Origin of the sequence: Caldimonas tepidiphila (assembly GCF_003569765.1) — a bacterium.
GTDB classification, from domain to species: Bacteria; Pseudomonadota; Gammaproteobacteria; order Burkholderiales; family Burkholderiaceae_C; genus Caldimonas; species Caldimonas tepidiphila.
Window position 1 is genome coordinate 1 of the sequence record NZ_QXMG01000095.1, and the last position, 14,778, is coordinate 14,778.

The following is a 14,778-nucleotide window of genomic DNA, read 5'->3' on the forward strand; positions in this document are numbered from 1 at the left end:
TAACTCCGTCCGGGGTCAGGGGAATCTCGCTCTCAATCTATTTGCGCAACAAAGCCGATGGGGCACGCAAGGTCGATGCGCTCGTGGAACAACTGGAGCGGCTCAAGGCCGGCATCCGGGCCAAGGTCGAGCATCCGTTCCGGGTGATCAAGCGGCAGTTCGGGCATGTGAAGGTGCGCTACCGGGGCCTGAAGAAGAACACCGCTCAGCTCTACACGCTGTTCGCGCTGTCGAACCTGTGGATGGTGCGCGGCAAGCTGCTGGATTTGCAGGCATGAGTGCGCCTGCTGATCGCCAAAAAGGCCGGGCGGCGCTCCGAAACGCCCCTTGCAACGCGCTCACAACTCGCAGCGAACGCCGAAACGGACTACCCGGGGACTTCTGACGAGGTGGTTGGCCGCATATCAGCACGGAAACCGAATAAATCAGAGCGTCCTTAACGGACTTGCCCTTCCAGGTAGTTCCGGCTCCCCGATTTCCGAAGGGGATTGAGACAGCCCAGCGACTGAGGTTGTTAGCGTAGAGGTTCCGCTGCCCTGATATACCAAGGGAATTGAAAGCGGATTAGGCCTTTCGCCCCATCACACCACCACCACCCCTCCACAGGCGCCGGACTTGCTGCCCCGAGCTGCAGCGCATCCGCGCACTCCGCCGCGCACAGCGGTCAGGCGCGCCATTGATCCGCCACCGGATCGCCCGGTCCCTTCTGCGCGTCTCAGCGCAGCTTGAGCGGCTGGTACAACGGCTCCTCGCGCAGCAGCACGCGCACGTAGTAAGTTCAGCTGAAAAAGTCTTATCCTCACTGTCTTTGCCTGCGTGACATGAGGAGTGGCGGATGCCGGCGGCACTGGTGGTGGAGTTGGACGAGCAGCAGCGGCTAGAGCTGCAGCGCGTGGCGCGGCACGGCGCGCACTGGCGCGAACGCCAGCGCGCCGAGACGATCCTGCTGCTCGCGCGCGGGCTGTCCACGGTGGAGGTGGCGCAGCGCCAGGAGCTCAACAAGCGCACCGTCATGACCACCCGGCGCGGCTGGCTCGACCACGGCCCGGCCTCTCTGAGCGACCTGCCCCGCAGCGGCGCGCCGTGCCGGCTCGACGAGGCGCAGGTGCAGCGGCTGCTGCAGTGGGCGCGCAGCGAGCCGCTGAGCTCGGCCCAGCTGCTGTCGCGCCACATCGAGGCTGGCGGCGAGGCCGTGCATGTGGACACCATCAAGCACGCGCTCCAGGCCGCGGGCTTCGTGTGGAAGCGCACGCGCCACAGCCTTTGCAAAAAAGAGACCCCGGCGCCTTCGAGCAAGGCCGTGTGGATCTGGCCGGGTTGAGAGCGCGAGCGGCGGCCGGCGAGATCGAGCTGGCCTTTCTCGACGAGGCGGGCTTTGCGCAGGCCCATCCCAACCGCAGCGCCTGGACGCCCGTGGGCGAGCAGCACCGCATCGAGGCCCGCCGCGGCCCGCGCCTGAACGTGCTGGCCGCCCTGCTGTCCACGGGCCGCACCTTCTTCGTGCCGCTGTGGCACAGCGTCACGGCCGCGCTCTTCGCGGCCTTCCTGGGCCTGCTCAAGCGCGAAGTGGACAAGCCGCTGGTGGTAGTGCTCGACAACGCCAGCATCCACCGCGCGGCCGCCATCGCGCCGCACCTGAAGGTGCTCGCCGCGCAGGGCGTGACGCTTCATTTCCTGCCCACCTACAGCCCCGAGCTCAACCGCATCGAGACGCTGTGGCGCCTGGTCAAACACCGCTGGATGCAGCCCCGCCAGCGCGACCCGGTCGAGCTCGAAGCCGAGGTCACTCGCATCCTGCAGGCCGTCGGCACGCAGTACCAGATGGCATTCTGAGAAAAAGACTTCTTCAATCTAACTTACCGCACCTGCGCCTGCATCGCGCGGCGCATGTCCATCAGCCGCTGCGCACGGGGGCGGAGGAACCGACCATCCAGCTTCGCCTCCAGCACGTCGACTCGAAATCGGTGTCGCGCAGCCGGCCCTCGCGCCACAGCACCAGCGCCACCGCATCGACCACCAGCGAGCGGAACTCCTCGATCAGGTCCGACACCAGCAGCCAGGCTGCCGGGGGCCACCGCGTACAGGAAACAAGCACTGGCAAGGGGTTTGCGGACAGCGCGGCCGGTTTGCTGCCTTTTTAAGCATCCATCCTCTCGGGAGCCTCGAAAAATGCCGGAAAGTCCGTTGAAATCAAACTGCTAGCAGCACGATGCGAATGCTTCTCGGCCAGCGGTGGGCGGTAGCGAGGTGAGGGAGTCCGCACGGGGACGGCGACCGGCGCGCGACGAACCGGCCGCGCCGCTCAGGGATCGGGGTGGCGACAGGCGCCTGCGCCGCTCAATCGAACAGGCTTGCGATGAAGGACACCGCGCCCGCAGCCACCGCTAGCGGAACGGTGACGGGCGCGGCGGCGGCGACGCCGGCCACGACCAGCGTGCCCGCGGCGGCGGCGCCCAGCGCGGCACCGGTCCCGGTGGCCACCGCCGTCCTGGCCGCGCTGGCTTCGGACGTTCCGGTGATCTTCGTGGACAGCTCGTTGCCGGCCACACCCAGGGTCACCGCTTGAGCAATCGTCATTTCTTTTCTCCTTCAACAAGAGCCGGGATCGAAGCCGGCAGGACGAGGCTCTCGGTCCTCCTGCCGGGGGAAAGGGTTCAGGCGCGCGGGCCGCGTGCCGTGCTCACGCCCTGAGCTGCGGCGCCGTCCCGCTGCGCGAGAGCTCGGAGCAGCCATGCACCACGCCGGCGGCGGTGCCGACCGCGCCGGCGGTCGTGGCGATCGAGGCCGCCGTGGCGGTGGTGCCCGCGGCGACCGCGGCGGCCGAGCCGATCGCCCCAGCCGCGGCGCCGGTCAGCGCGCCGGCCACGCCGCTGGCGGCCGCGCCTGCCGCTGCGCCGGCGGCAGAGGCGCTGAGGACGGTGCCGGCGCCCGAGAGCAGGCTGCTGAGGATCGGGAGGAGGAAAAGTGCCATCTCGTTCTCCTGGTGAGGGCTGTCGTTGTGATGGACCGGATTGTTCCGGCGCGTGCCACCCGCCGCCCGTCCTGCCAACGTTGGCGCAGCCGGCAGAGCCAACGTTGGCGCAGCCGGCAGAGCCAACGTTGGCGGATCGCCCTGCGGCGCGCGGCCGGCTTCAAAGTCCGGTCCATGGCAGGCAGACTCCGCCCGCCGAACCCCGCCGACCCGGCACCCGCCCAGGAGACCGCCCGATGCATGCTGCCCCAGCCCCCCGCGCCGCCCTTGTCCAGGCTGACCCGGCCCTGCCCGCCGTGGAGGAGCTGGTGGTGAACTGGCACGTCACCGAGGCCTGCAACTACCGCTGCGGCTACTGCTACGCGGCTTGGCAGCGCGAGTCGGGCCGGCGCGACGTGGTGCGCGACGCCAAGGCGAGCCGCGAGCTGCTGGCCGCGCTGCACGACTTCTTCCGCCCGGACAACGCCGCCAACCCGCTGCGCCGCGTGCTGCGCTGGTCGCACCTGCGGCTGAGCATCGCCGGCGGCGAGGCGCTGCTCTACCCGGAGCGCGTGCTCGACATCGCCCGGCATGCGCGCGTGCTCGGCATGCGCGTCTCGCTCATCACCAACGGCTCGCTGCTGCCGCACGGCGAGGCGCTCGACGCGCTGGCCCGCGAGCTGGACCTGCTCGGGCTGAGCCTGGACTCGTTCTCGGCCGAACGCAACCTGCACATTGGTCGCACCGACCGGCGCGGGCGCCATCTCTCGTTGGAGCAGGTCGCCGAGAGCCTGGAGCGGGCGCGTGCCGCCCACCCGTCGCTCGTGGTCAAGGTCAACACGGTGGTCAACGCGGGCAACGCCGACGAGGACCTTGTGCCCGCGCTCGCCCTGTTGCGCCCCGCGCGCTGGAAGGTGCTGCGCATGCTGCCGGTGGTCAACAGCACGCTGGCCGTGGAGGACGAGGCCTTCGCCGCCTTCGTCGCCCGCCACGCGGGGCGGGTCGAGGGCATGTCGGTGGAGGACAACGCCGACATGCTCGGCTCCTACCTGATGGTCGACCCGCAGGGCCGCTTCTTCCAGAACGGCACCGGGCGCCAGGGCAGCTACTTCTACAGCCGCCCGATCACGCGCGGCAACGTCGCCGCAGCCTTCGCGAGCGTGCCCTTCTCGGCCGAGCGCTTCGCGGCGCGCTACCGGCCGGCGACGCCGGTCGCCAACGTTGGCGAGGCGGCCTGAAACGCCGTCTGACGCCGATCATTTCCCCCATTCCGCCAACGACATCCACCCCACGTATGGAGGTTCCGACCATGACCATCGACCAGCAAGCCCAGCAGATCCGCCGCCGCCTCGAGGAGGAGCGCGCCGCCACCGTCTCCGTCGCGCTCTTCGGCCAGCCCGGCGCGGGCAAGTCCTCGCTCATCAACCGGCTCGTCGGCCACAAGGTCACGGAGGTGGGCGTCGAGACCGACAAGACGGTGGATGCCGCGCGCTACGAGCACAACGGCCTCGTGCTGGTCGATCTGCCCGGCTACGGCACGCAGCGCTTCCCGAAAGCGGGCTATGCCGAGCAATTCCGCATCCGCGAGCTCGACCTCTTCCTGTGCGTGACGAGTGGCAAGCTCCATCAGGCAGACACCGAGCTCTTCCAAGAGCTGCGCCGCCTGGGCAAGGCCTGCATCTTCGTCGTCAACAAGCACGACGAGCTGTGGGAGGAGGGTGTCGAGACGCACGAGCTCGAGCGCCGCAAGCGCGCCGATATCGAGCGCCATGTCGGTGCCGGGGTGCCGGTGGTGTTCACGAACTGCCGGCTGCGCACCGGGCTCGACACCCTGCAGCAGCTCATCGCCGAGAACCTGGAGGCCGCCAAGCGCGAGCGCTGGATGCGCGGCGCCCGGGCCTACTCCGCGGAGTTCCTCGTCGCCAAGCACGCCGCCTGCGAGAAGTACGTCGCCACGGCAGCGGCGGCGTCGGCGGCCAACGGCCTCAACCCGGTCCCCGGAGCGGACGTGGCGGTGGACATCGGCATCCTGGTGCGGCTCTTCAGCGAGATCCGCGAGGGCTACGGCCTGAGCAGCGAGCGCCTCGGCCTGCTGCGCCAGTCCACCATCCCGGCGGTCGCGCAGCTCGCCAGCAACGTCCTGAAGTACGCCGCGAGGGAGGGGGTGCTGACGCTGCTCAAGCGCCAGATCGGCCGCCAGGCGGCGAAGTCCCTCGCGCGCTACGTGCCCTTCATCGGGCAGGCCATCGCCGCGGGCCTCGGCTACACGATCACGTCCAACGCCGGCGCGAGCTACCTCGAGGAGTGCCACGAGCTCGCCGCGCAGATTCTTGCTCATCGATTGGAGGTCTGAACATGCTGTGGATCGCCATCCCCGGGGCGCTGCTGCTCGGTAAGCTGATATACGACGCCGTGACCGGGGACGAGGCGCCCGCGCCGCGCGTGCGCACGGTGCTGGAGTCCAACCTTGAGCGGCTGCGGCGCGAGCTCGTCCAGGCGCAGGGGCGGCGCGTTGCGGTGCTCGGGCAGCCCGGGGCGGGCAAGTCCTCGCTGCTGCGCAGGATGTCGCGCAACGAGGTGACGCCCCCGCCGATCGTCGGCGTGCACACCGACGCAACGAGCTGGGCCGACAGTCCCGGCGCGAGCCTGCTGTGCCGCTGGCACGACTTCGTCTTCGCCGACGTCCCCGGCTACGACACGGCCAGCCACCCGGCCGACGTGATGCTCGAAAGCTTCCCGTTCGACGGCTTCGATGCCTTCGTGCTGGTGCTGCGCGGCAAGCTGCACGGGGCCGACGAGCGCATGCATGCGCGCCTCGCGTGCCAGGGCCGCCCAGTGGTGGTGGTGCGCAGCTTCGCCGAGAGCCTGGACGGGCCGGAGCGCGAGGCGGTGCGCCGCGACCTGCAGCAGCGGCTCGTCCCCGGCACGCCGCTCGTATTCGCCAGCAATCGCAGCGGCGAGGGCCTGCAGGAGGTGCTGGCGCGGCTGGGCTGAGCATGGGGCCCTTCTTCGCGACTCGTTTGCGCGAGTCCCGGTACCAGCCCCGGGTGCCGTTGTCCGAAGGCGCAGAGAAGGCTCACTTGGTGAGCTTCCATCCTGTCATTCTTCCGACCGTGCACCGGAACACGGCGCACCCGTCATCCCGGCGAGAGCAACACGAAAGCGAGGGGGGTTATGTCATCGATCAAGGGCGTGATGCTGCTGCCCGAGGACGCGGCGAGCTACCGGCGCCATGTGGCGCACCACACCTTTCTCGCCCGGGTGAATTCCGGCACCCGGATCCGCGATCCCCGGCAGGATCTGACCCGGCTCGTGGAGGACCGGGTCCGCGAGGCGATGCGGCACAGCTGCGAGGCCACGCCCTTCCGCGTGCTGCGCTGGGAGCAGCGGACCCCGGACAACCGCTACCTCGTTAAGTTCCGCGAGCTCGACGGCGTGTTCCGGACCGAGGCGCGCACCACCGTGCTGCTGGAGGTCAAGGCCAGCGCAAGCGCGAGCTGCCTGAAGTCGGGCCTGGCGCAGCTGCGCACCTCGGTGAGGACCGCCGCCCAAGGGCAGCCCAACACGGTCGGCCTGCTGGTAATCGCCGACCTGGGCGAATGGTGCGAGCTGTTCGGCCAGGCCCCCGTGCAGCCGCTTGCGGACTACTTCTCCGGCAAGGACGTGGAGCTGCTCGACTGGCCGCCCCGCATGCCCGCCGGCAAGACCTCGGGGATCTGCGTGGCCGTGGTGCCGGACCCGACGATGTGCGAGTGGCTCCCGCCCGAGTGGCCCGAGGACGGGCCGCTCGCGACGACGACGGTCGGGGGCAAGGACGAGAACTGGTGTGCGCCTTCGGCCCTCGCGGTGGCGCTGCATGCGTCAGGCCTGGGCCATCGACGCGGCGCCCCTGCGGGCGCGGCATTCCAGGCCGCCTTCTCGTGAGCGTCCCGGCCGCCCAACGTTGCCGAACGCCGCCGGGAGGCACGAAGCCTCCGACACTGAGCGGACCGAAGACCAAGCGCACTAACAGGCAAGGAGGAAAGACCATGACGCAACGCAAGACCACTAACAGCGCCGCTGCCCACGCGACCACGGCCCGCGCCGGCTACGAGGCCAGCGTGATCGGCCGCGCGATGGACCGCGCCGGGCGCAACCCGCACCTCAAGGGCCACATCCACGAGATCCTCGTGAAGGACGCCCGCAACGTCCGCCACGCCCTGCAGGGCCAGGCCACCTCGCTCACCCGCAGTGCGAACGCGCCGGTGGTCGATCTGGTGACGACCCGCGGCGGCAAGGTGGTCGAGCGGCTGCAGCTCAAGGATACGCTGTCGAAGTCCTCGGTGGACAAGCTGGTGGGCCAGGTGGCGGACGGCAAGTACCGCAGCGCGAGGCTTGTCGGCACCGACGAAACCGCCGAGGTCGTCAACGCGGCGCTGAAGAAGGCAGGACTGTCCAAGCGCATGGCCGGCTCCGGCGTGTCGTCGAGGACGACGACGACGCTCGCGCAACGGGCGGGGGCCGGTGGCTCGGGCTCGCTCGGCGGCGCGGTCGGCCAGGCGGCGAAGTCCGGTGGTGCGTTCGGCGCAGCAGTCGGCGCCGGCGTCGAGGTGTTCAAGGGCGTCGGCGACCTGATCGACGGCCGCCGGGATGTCGGCGATGTGGCGGCCTCGGTGACCAAGGCGGGCGCCAAGGGCTACGCGACGGGGGCAGCCGCGAGCGCGGCGGCGACGGCCAGCGGCGCGGCCGTCGCTGGCGGCATGGCAGCGCTTGGTGCCGGTGCCGGCATCACTGCGGTCGCAACTGTCGCCGCCCCGGTGGCGGTGGCCGTCGCCGTCGGCTACATGGTGTCCGAGATCTTCGACTTCCTCTTCGACTGAGATCGAGCGTCGTATTCCACGACAGGGACACGAATGAAGCTGATCTGCTGCTGCTCATTCGCCTCAACGGCACGCTGGTGGGCGGTCTGGTCGGCGTGCTGATCCATGCACTGCTGCTGTGGAGCTGAAGCGGCTGCAGCCCCGTTGGGCCCGGGCCTCATATCCGGAACGAGCGCCGTGAGGGGGAATGAACGCGACATTCGACGAGGGCGGCTCCCGGGGGAAGCCGGGGAAGTCCGTGCCGAAGGCCGGGCACCGGCTGCGGGAGCGGTCCGGTGGCTGAAGCGACGGGCCTCCCCTGCCGCAAGTGCGGCAGTTGCGACACGAGGCTCGTGACGGCCGACGAGCCGCCCGGCCCGCAGGACGGCGCAGCCCGGTTGCTCGAACGCCTCGCCGACGCGCTCGCCCGAAGTCCCTCCATGCGGCGCATCGGGCCGGTGCGGGCAGCCACGGAACTGCTGTCCGGCCGCCTCGCGGCGCGGGAGCGCCGGCATGGTCTGGTGCGGGTGTGCCGGGAATGCGGGCACCGGGGCGGCCCCTGAGGCGCAGGAGCCGCCGAAGCCGCGGATCGCAGTGCCCGTCGCGGGACGCTCGCGTGGCGATCCCGGCAGGGGCGCCCGTTTCCCGCGCTATCGAGATCGACAACCCAGAGGAAAGAGAAGGAAGGAGTGCGATGCCCATGACGTTTTTCGACGAGCCGCCGGCCCTGCGGGACGAGCCGCGCGAGCGCCGGCGCCCGCCCTCCGAGCGCTCGCGCCTGCGGGGCTGCCTGCTCGGCGGCGCCGTCGGGGACGCGCTCGGCGCGCCGGTCGAGTGCCTGCGGCGCACGCAGATCCTCGACCGCTTCGGCCCACAGGGAATCACGCGGCATGCGCCGGCCTACGGGGGCCTCGGCAGGATCACCGACGACACGCAGATGACGCTGTTCACGGCGGAGGGGCTGCTGCGCGCATGGGTGCGGGGCCATCTCGAGGGCCTGAGCTGTCACGAGGCGCTGACTGCCCACGCCTACCTGCGCTGGCTCGCGACGCAGGGGGTGAGGCCCGCGGAGCCAGGCCTCCTGAACCTCGGCGTCCACCACGCCGGCTGGCTCTACCGGCAGCGCGAGCTGCACCAGCGCCGGGCGCCGGGCAGCACCTGCCTGCGCGCCCTGCAGGCGACGGATTGGCTGGGCGAGCCGGCCCGCAACGACAGCAAGGGCTGCGGCGGCGTGACGCGGATGGCGCCGGTGGGCCTGTTTCTGTGGCGCCAGGGGGAGGGCAGCTATCCCGACGATGCCTTCCAGCTCGGCGCCCGGCTTGCGGCGCTCACGCACGGGCACCCGACCGGCTCGCTCGCCGCCGGGGCGCTCGCCGTCCTGATGCTGCAGCTCGCCGACGGCGCCTCGCTGCCGCAAGCGATCGCGGCGGCCAAGACCTGCCTGCGTACCAGGCCTGCGCACGAGGAGACGCTGCAGGCGATCGTGCAGGCCCAGGCGCTGGCGGCGTCGGGGCTGCCGCACGAGCAAGCCATCGCCCGGCTCGGCGAAGGCTGGGTGGCCGAGGAGGCGCTCGCCATCTCGATCTACTGCGCGCTCGTCGCCCGGGACTTCCGGCACCGCGTCGTGCTGGCGGTCAACCATGACGGCAACTCCAGCTCGACCGGCTCGATCACCGGCAACCTGCTCGGGACCCGCCGGGGTGCCGAGGCGATTCCCCCCGGATGGCTAGAGCCCCTGGAGTTGCGCGAGGTGATCGCCGAGCTCGCCGAGGACCTGTACGCCTTCGCCGACTGGGACCTGGGCGAGCGCCCTGCGGATCCGTCCGCGGCCGAGCGGATCTGGCGCAAGTATCCCGGGCTGTGAGCCGGCGGCGCGCGCCTGCTGTACCCCATGCCCGATCGTCCGCGCGAGCTGCTCGATGAGCCCGGACACCCGGTGGTTCTACGCGCTCCCCGGCAAGGCCGTCGCCGGCCTCCTTCACCGCAGCCGGGGTATACCCGGGGGGCTGGTTCTCGTCGTGCTGTTCTCGCGGCTCGCTGTCGTCCCGCGGTTCGTGGCGGGCGTTCTGGCGGCGCTGCTGCTCGCCGGCCTCGCCCTCGTCGCGCTGCGTGCGGTCCTGGGTGTACTGCTCGGCAGGCGGGGAAAGGGTGAAGCCGCCCGACTCGACGAGAATCGTTCGCATCGCGCTGTCAGCAGCTTGATTCCAAAGGACTTTTCGGCATTTTTCCAGGGGCGCGAGAGGGTCGCTGCTGAAAAATGCAGCAAACCGGTCAGGCTGTCCGCAAACCGCCTGCAAGTGCTTGATTCGATAGGGGGTTACGCGATAGAGTTCCGGCTCCCCGATTTCCGAAGGGGATTGAGACGAATTGGGTGAATGCCATGGTGTATCTCTCCTGTTCCGGCTCCCCGATTTCCGAAGGGGATTGAGACGCGCTTCTTCGGCGACAGCGCGGCTTCCAGTGTTCCGGCTCCCCGATTTCCGAAGGGGATTGAGACCGCGACTCAAGCGTCAGCGACTCCAGCTCCTGGTTCCGGCTCCCCGATTTCCGAAGGGGATTGAGACCAGATGACGCTCCCCTCGGCCAGGGCGTCACCGTTCCGGCTCCCCGATTTCCGAAGGGGATTGAGACTCTCGCACGGCAGCAGTAGGCGCATGCTCCGGTTCCGGCTCCCCGATTTCCAAAGGGGATTGAGACAGGGTGTGGTAAGGCGTTGCCACCTTCTCCAAGTTCCGGCTCCCCGATTTCCGAAGGGGATTGAGACCGCCAGGTGCCGATTTTGGAGAGGCAAGAAAGTGTTCGCTACAAGGCGCAGCAAGCCGTATTGCCGAAGATTTTTTAGCGATTACGAGATTTTATTTGGGCACGGAGCTTTATGTTTTCGATTTCGAGTTCAATCGCCCGAAGCTTCAGTCGCAGTATTCCTGTTTCTGCCTCGGCCAGCAACTCGTTATACTGCGCTACCAGACGATTATATGTGCCGAGACTAATGCCAGTGTTGTAATGGGCGCGGGGCAGGGGCGAAAAGGCTGAAGCTAGCCACGCTTCGATAGGGGCCCGAAGCATGTCCGCGCATTGCAGTGCTGAGATTGGATTGCGAGACTGATCGTTGTACATAGAAACCTCTTCGTGTCAGGGAACAAGTGTGGGTACAACGTTGGGTGCAAAAAAACCATGCGCTGAAACAGTACAGTAACGTAACCAAGGCGTCAACTTCTTGGGTACATTTTAGCCCTGCTTACCCATCAGTGCTTCTTGGCCTTCGGCCGCGAGGGGGTGCCACCGTACACGATGAGCTGGCTTATTTGCCGCCACCAGCTTGCACGCTGCACAGGATCCCACTTCGAAACCGGTAGGAATTTCGTGTTCGAGGAGCCAGCGAGAGGGATTGTGCTTGCAAAGCGCAACATGGTGATATCGATGCACGAAGTGGCGTGCTCCGTCCTCGAAGCTCACGACAAAGTCGAACTGATCCCTTGTTGCCTGCCTCCAAAACCACTCCGCCCGTGCGCCGAAACTTCGGCATTCACGCATAAATTCCGTGGGAGTAATGGCAGTAGAAATAAGGAGCGTGAGAGTCTCTAGGTTCGAGGATTTTTTCTCCAGCGCAGCAGTAATATCGGGTGCGACCAGAATTTTGTGGATTATCAGGCGCCGGCTTTTCCAAGCGCCCTGAATGAGCATTGCGTGAAACCCGGCCGCAGCTGCCGCCTTTAAGCCAAGTGTTAGCTTTTCGGCGGTAGCCTCTGTGACTGCGGAAAATGCTCGCTTCTTGATATTCACGGCGCCGCTCTCGGTTTGGAGTGAGATGCTGCGGCCAGACGTTCAATTGCTGCCTCGTGCTGCTGCCGCCTCTTGTTTTGAGCGGCGGGAGATTCTAACGCAGCGGCCTGTTCGGCCTCCATGCGGTCAGTCAACTCTTTAATTTCCTCCTCCGTATACCCAAAGAGCAAAACACGCACAAGGCGCGCCACTGAGCGGGCAAGGTCTTGAACGGCGGGCAAGCCAGTCGCATCGATATCCGGCAAAGATGCTCTGTGCTGTTCAGCGTCGTGGGCAATTGGAGCCAAGCGTTTGAGCAGCACTGCCTTTTGCTCGGGTTCGAGCTCTTCGCGTTCCTCCGCGAGCTTCCGCTGCATTTCCGTATAGCTGCAGTAGCCGTGTGCCCGAGCGGTTTCCTCGAGCTGACGCTGCAGGTCGGCGGCGTGGGCAAGAAGCGGGTCTTCAGAAATAATCGTAGGCATTTTGCGGCTCCAAGCTCGGGCAGGACGTACATACGCAGCAGCACCTCCACCTTAATGAATAGGTCTTGTTAGCTAATTCTGTGCGCTGGTGTCCGGCATTTGCATATATTTGTATATCTGCGTCCACTCCCTCGCTCACGGTAACGGTAACGGTAAGCATGCCAGCGCGGCGTGCGTTCTTAAGTGGGCACTCGACGTGCGCGCTGCGTGCAGCTTTTGAACGTCTTTGTAGAGGTGCTCAGCTAAGAGGCAATGAAAATTGTTCTGATTCATATTTGTCGTCCGTGGGTTTTGTGCCGGTGTATTTACTATAAATCTTATAGCAGGTGAAGAACGAACAGGGTGCGTTTTATTGCGCTGTTTTCTCAAGCGTAGGGGGCAGGCCCTAGCTTGCGAAGGAAGGTTGCTGCCACTCCAGCATCAAGGCTTAGGCAGGGGCAGGGGCAGGGGCAGGGGATTTAGAAGGCTGGTGCAGTCAGGCACGGCCGTCTTCGTCACGCGGCATGTCCCTGTTGCAGGTCGAGCGCATCTATTGCTGCTTCGCATGCAGCAGTACGAACAAGCAGTGCATGCACCATGTCTGCTGCAGTCAGCGCAGCGGGTGCGTCCGCGCGGTTGCGAAGGTATACGGGCAGCGCCAGAATGTACTGACGAGCCTCCGGCGAAACCTGCACCAATGCGGCGAAGGCAGCGAAGTGGCCGGCCGCGTAAAACAACTCTGCCACCAATCCGGGAGACGCACCAGACAATAGGTCGTCAAACCACCCGGCAAAGCTGCTGGGCAGAGGGGCCGGTTGCATGGAGTAAACGCGCCAGTGGTCGCAGAGCGCATGGTCAGCGCTGCCTGCAACTACTGCCACCACCGCGCCCATCGGCGTGAGTTCCAACACGTGGCCGGCAAGCACTGTGTCGTGGTCGCTACTTGCAGCAAAGGGCAGTACGTGCATGCAGAACCCCTTACCGTGAGGATGCGAAGTCCAGCCCCGCAGCTAGGGCCACGAGTGCAAGTGCTGCGGACCACTGTGCGTCCGCGGGCAGTACATGGGGTACGGACACGCATACCGCCAGCGCAGCCCAACGCAGTGCGCGAAAGGTCGTTTTCATGGATCGCTCCTGACAAGGGAAGGGCAAAAGTACGACGCCAAGGCGTCTGAGCAAATGAGCGCGCTGTAAACGCGGCGATCCGAGGATTATTGTTTGATAAGTGGGCCGGGAGTCCCAAGGCGAGTGCGTTGCCTGCAGACAACAGTCGAGGGAAGGGCTTCAGGGGCGGATTCAGGGGCGAAACCAGGGGCAGAGGGGGCATAGAGGGGTGTTTTGCCCCACTTTCCGGGTCAAAAACACCCCTGTATGCCCCCCTGTACCCCACTTTTTCGGTTCGAGTCCCATCAGCCACCCCAAAATCTAGAAGCCCCGGTAAGTCGTTGATCTCTCAGCGATTTCCGGGGCTTCACTCATTCCGATGGGTACAGCGCAGGTACACTTCCTGCGACCCCAAGAGCCCTCGTGTCCACGAGGGGACTGGCGCTACCCGACTCTCACTCGCTGCGCGGCGCCACCCAGTAGCACAGACCCTGGAGTGGAACGTATGACTGCAGACTTCCACGAAATTGCTCCGGAACCGGATCGGCTCGTGGAGGTCCGACCGCTGGCTCAGGCTCTCCGAGCCTTTGCTCAGGCCCGTGACTGGGAGCAGTTTCATTCCCCCAAGAATCTGGCGATGGCCCTGACCGGCGAGGTCGGTGAGCTGGTGGAAGTCTTCCAATGGATGACAGAGGAGGCTTCCAGGGGCGCTGCTCAGGAGCCGAAGGTGGCCCAAGCTCTCCGTCACGAGTTGGCAGATGTCCTGCTCTACCTTGTTGGGTTGGCCGACGTGCTGGGAGTCGACCTGAATGCTGCAGTCCATGAGAAGCTGCAGATCAACGCCGCCAAGTACCCAGTGGAGCAAGCCAAGGGCAGCAGCGCGAAATACACAGAACTCTGACAACGGTCGGCAGGGGTAGGTGCTCGCCTACCAGGCAGACAAGAACGAATCTCTCGAAGACGCCTCAAGTCGAAAAAAGAGAAGAGGGCGGCGCCCCGGGTCAAGCGGGTGGACCAGCAGTCCGCAAGATAAGCACGAGTTCATGGTTTTCCTTAACCCTGCCGATGCTTATGAATCCCAAAGCTGCTTCAAAAACTTCAGTATTTCTCAATGTCGTGCTGGGGGCGTGCTTCGTGGCACCTCTGGGAGCTGCGTTCGATGCGAATGCACAGACCTATCCCAACAAGCCCGTCAAGGTGGTCGTGCCCTGGCCTGCCGGAGCAATCACGGACGGCCTCACTCGCCAGCTTGGCAGCCAGGTTTCGTCCACCATTGGCCAGCCCCTGGTCATCGAAAACCGGGCAGGGGCCAGCGGCACGATCGGCGCCAATTTCGTCGCCAAGTCGGCTGCGGACGGATACACGCTGCTCATCGCTTCCTCCGACACTCATGCCATCAATCCGAACTACTACACGAAACTGCCTTATGCGTTGAGCGACTTTGTCGACGTGATGGGCTTGGCAAAGTTCTCGTACACGATATCGGTAGGAAGCCATGTCCCTGCCAACAACCTGAAGGAGTTCGTGGCGCTGGCCAAGGCCAATCCCGGCAAATTCAGCTACGCGACCTGGGGCAACGGTAGCCTTGCGCATCTTGGCACCGAACTGGCTTTGTTGCGCAAATAGATTGAGAGCGAGATTCCCCTGACCCCGGACGGAGTTA

Annotated in this window: 18 protein-coding genes and 1 CRISPR repeat array; of the genes, 12 read left to right on the plus strand and 6 right to left on the minus strand. The window is 66.4% G+C overall.

What is annotated here, in order from left to right; translation table 11 throughout:
- The 3 genes from D3A59_RS23670 to D3A59_RS23680 form a co-directional block, all read left to right on the plus strand.
- Positions 1-278: transposase (locus tag D3A59_RS23670; RefSeq protein WP_240636189.1), on the plus strand; the 278-nt coding region annotated here is incomplete at its 5' end.
- A gap of 557 nt (positions 279-835) precedes the next feature.
- Positions 836-1,321: a helix-turn-helix domain-containing protein gene (locus D3A59_RS23675; protein ID WP_119157781.1), complete on the plus strand. Its 486-nt coding sequence runs from the start codon at positions 836-838 to the stop codon at positions 1,319-1,321.
- Positions 1,303-1,833, plus strand: a complete 531-nt coding sequence (locus D3A59_RS23680; protein ID WP_240636190.1) for an IS630 family transposase — start codon at positions 1,303-1,305, stop codon at positions 1,831-1,833. The genes D3A59_RS23675 and D3A59_RS23680 overlap by 19 nt, the downstream gene beginning before the upstream one ends.
- 61 nt (positions 1,834-1,894) lie before the next feature.
- On the opposite strand, the gene D3A59_RS23685 is transcribed toward D3A59_RS23680, so the two are convergent.
- The 3 genes from D3A59_RS23685 to D3A59_RS26030 form a co-directional block, all read right to left on the minus strand.
- A complete protein-coding gene (locus tag D3A59_RS23685; RefSeq protein ID WP_170162384.1) occupies positions 1,895-2,095 on the minus strand; it encodes a CRISPR-associated endonuclease Cas1 in 201 nt (66 codons plus the stop codon).
- Positions 2,096-2,337: 242 nt separating this feature from the next.
- Positions 2,338-2,577, minus strand: coding sequence for a hypothetical protein (locus D3A59_RS23690; RefSeq protein WP_119157784.1), 240 nt, complete (start codon positions 2,575-2,577; stop codon positions 2,338-2,340).
- A 103-nt stretch (positions 2,578-2,680) separates the two neighbouring features.
- A complete protein-coding gene (locus D3A59_RS26030) occupies positions 2,681-2,971 on the minus strand; it encodes a hypothetical protein (protein ID WP_157991677.1) in 291 nt (96 codons plus the stop codon).
- Positions 2,972-3,207: 236 nt separating this feature from the next.
- Here D3A59_RS26030 and D3A59_RS23700 point away from each other — a divergent pair, with 236 nt between their 5' ends.
- From D3A59_RS23700 to D3A59_RS23725, 7 genes are all read left to right on the plus strand, one after another.
- The gene (locus D3A59_RS23700) at positions 3,208-4,188 is read left to right on the plus strand and encodes a viperin family antiviral radical SAM protein (protein ID WP_119157785.1); all 981 of its coding nucleotides are present in this window, start codon (positions 3,208-3,210) and stop codon (positions 4,186-4,188) included.
- Between the two features lie 71 nt (positions 4,189-4,259).
- A complete protein-coding gene (locus D3A59_RS23705; RefSeq protein WP_157991678.1) occupies positions 4,260-5,303 on the plus strand; it encodes a GTPase in 1,044 nt (347 codons plus the stop codon).
- A 2-nt stretch (positions 5,304-5,305) separates the two neighbouring features.
- Positions 5,306-5,944: a GTPase domain-containing protein gene (locus tag D3A59_RS23710; protein ID WP_119157787.1), complete on the plus strand. Its 639-nt coding sequence runs from the start codon at positions 5,306-5,308 to the stop codon at positions 5,942-5,944.
- A 180-nt stretch (positions 5,945-6,124) separates the two neighbouring features.
- Positions 6,125-6,874 (plus strand): hypothetical protein, encoded by a 750-nt coding sequence (locus D3A59_RS23715; protein ID WP_119157788.1) that lies wholly within the window; start codon positions 6,125-6,127, stop codon positions 6,872-6,874.
- A 104-nt stretch (positions 6,875-6,978) separates the two neighbouring features.
- Complete coding sequence (locus D3A59_RS23720) at positions 6,979-7,809, plus strand: hypothetical protein (RefSeq protein WP_119157789.1); 831 nt, start codon at positions 6,979-6,981, stop codon at positions 7,807-7,809.
- Positions 7,810-8,141: 332 nt separating this feature from the next.
- Positions 8,142-8,351: a hypothetical protein gene (locus D3A59_RS25675; protein ID WP_157991679.1), complete on the plus strand. Its 210-nt coding sequence runs from the start codon at positions 8,142-8,144 to the stop codon at positions 8,349-8,351.
- 137 nt (positions 8,352-8,488) lie between these two features.
- Positions 8,489-9,652, plus strand: a complete 1,164-nt coding sequence (locus D3A59_RS23725; protein WP_119157790.1) for an ADP-ribosylglycohydrolase family protein — start codon at positions 8,489-8,491, stop codon at positions 9,650-9,652.
- Between the two features lie 465 nt (positions 9,653-10,117).
- Positions 10,118-10,552: a CRISPR direct-repeat array (repeat unit 35 nt; unit sequence GTTCCGGCTCCCCGATTTCCGAAGGGGATTGAGAC).
- 464 nt (positions 10,553-11,016) lie between these two features.
- Here the strand turns inward: D3A59_RS23725 and D3A59_RS25680 are convergent.
- The 3 genes from D3A59_RS25680 to D3A59_RS25690 all read right to left on the minus strand — a co-directional run bounded on the left by D3A59_RS25680 (position 11,017) and on the right by D3A59_RS25690 (position 12,979).
- Positions 11,017-11,571 (minus strand): hypothetical protein, encoded by a 555-nt coding sequence (locus D3A59_RS25680; RefSeq protein WP_157991680.1) that lies wholly within the window; start codon positions 11,569-11,571, stop codon positions 11,017-11,019.
- A complete protein-coding gene (locus D3A59_RS25685; protein ID WP_157991681.1) occupies positions 11,568-12,032 on the minus strand; it encodes a hypothetical protein in 465 nt (154 codons plus the stop codon). Before D3A59_RS25685 ends, D3A59_RS25680 begins: the two co-directional genes overlap by 4 nt.
- 494 nt (positions 12,033-12,526) lie before the next feature.
- Positions 12,527-12,979 (minus strand): hypothetical protein, encoded by a 453-nt coding sequence (locus D3A59_RS25690; RefSeq protein WP_157991682.1) that lies wholly within the window; start codon positions 12,977-12,979, stop codon positions 12,527-12,529.
- 641 nt (positions 12,980-13,620) lie between these two features.
- Here D3A59_RS25690 and D3A59_RS23730 point away from each other — a divergent pair.
- Together D3A59_RS23730 and D3A59_RS23735 are read left to right on the plus strand one after the other, a co-directional pair.
- Positions 13,621-14,016, plus strand: a complete 396-nt coding sequence (locus D3A59_RS23730) for a nucleotide pyrophosphohydrolase (protein ID WP_119157791.1) — start codon at positions 13,621-13,623, stop codon at positions 14,014-14,016.
- Between the two features lie 170 nt (positions 14,017-14,186).
- Positions 14,187-14,741 (plus strand): Bug family tripartite tricarboxylate transporter substrate binding protein, encoded by a 555-nt coding sequence (locus D3A59_RS23735; protein ID WP_157991683.1) that lies wholly within the window; start codon positions 14,187-14,189, stop codon positions 14,739-14,741.
- The last annotated feature ends 37 nt before the right edge of the window (positions 14,742-14,778 follow it).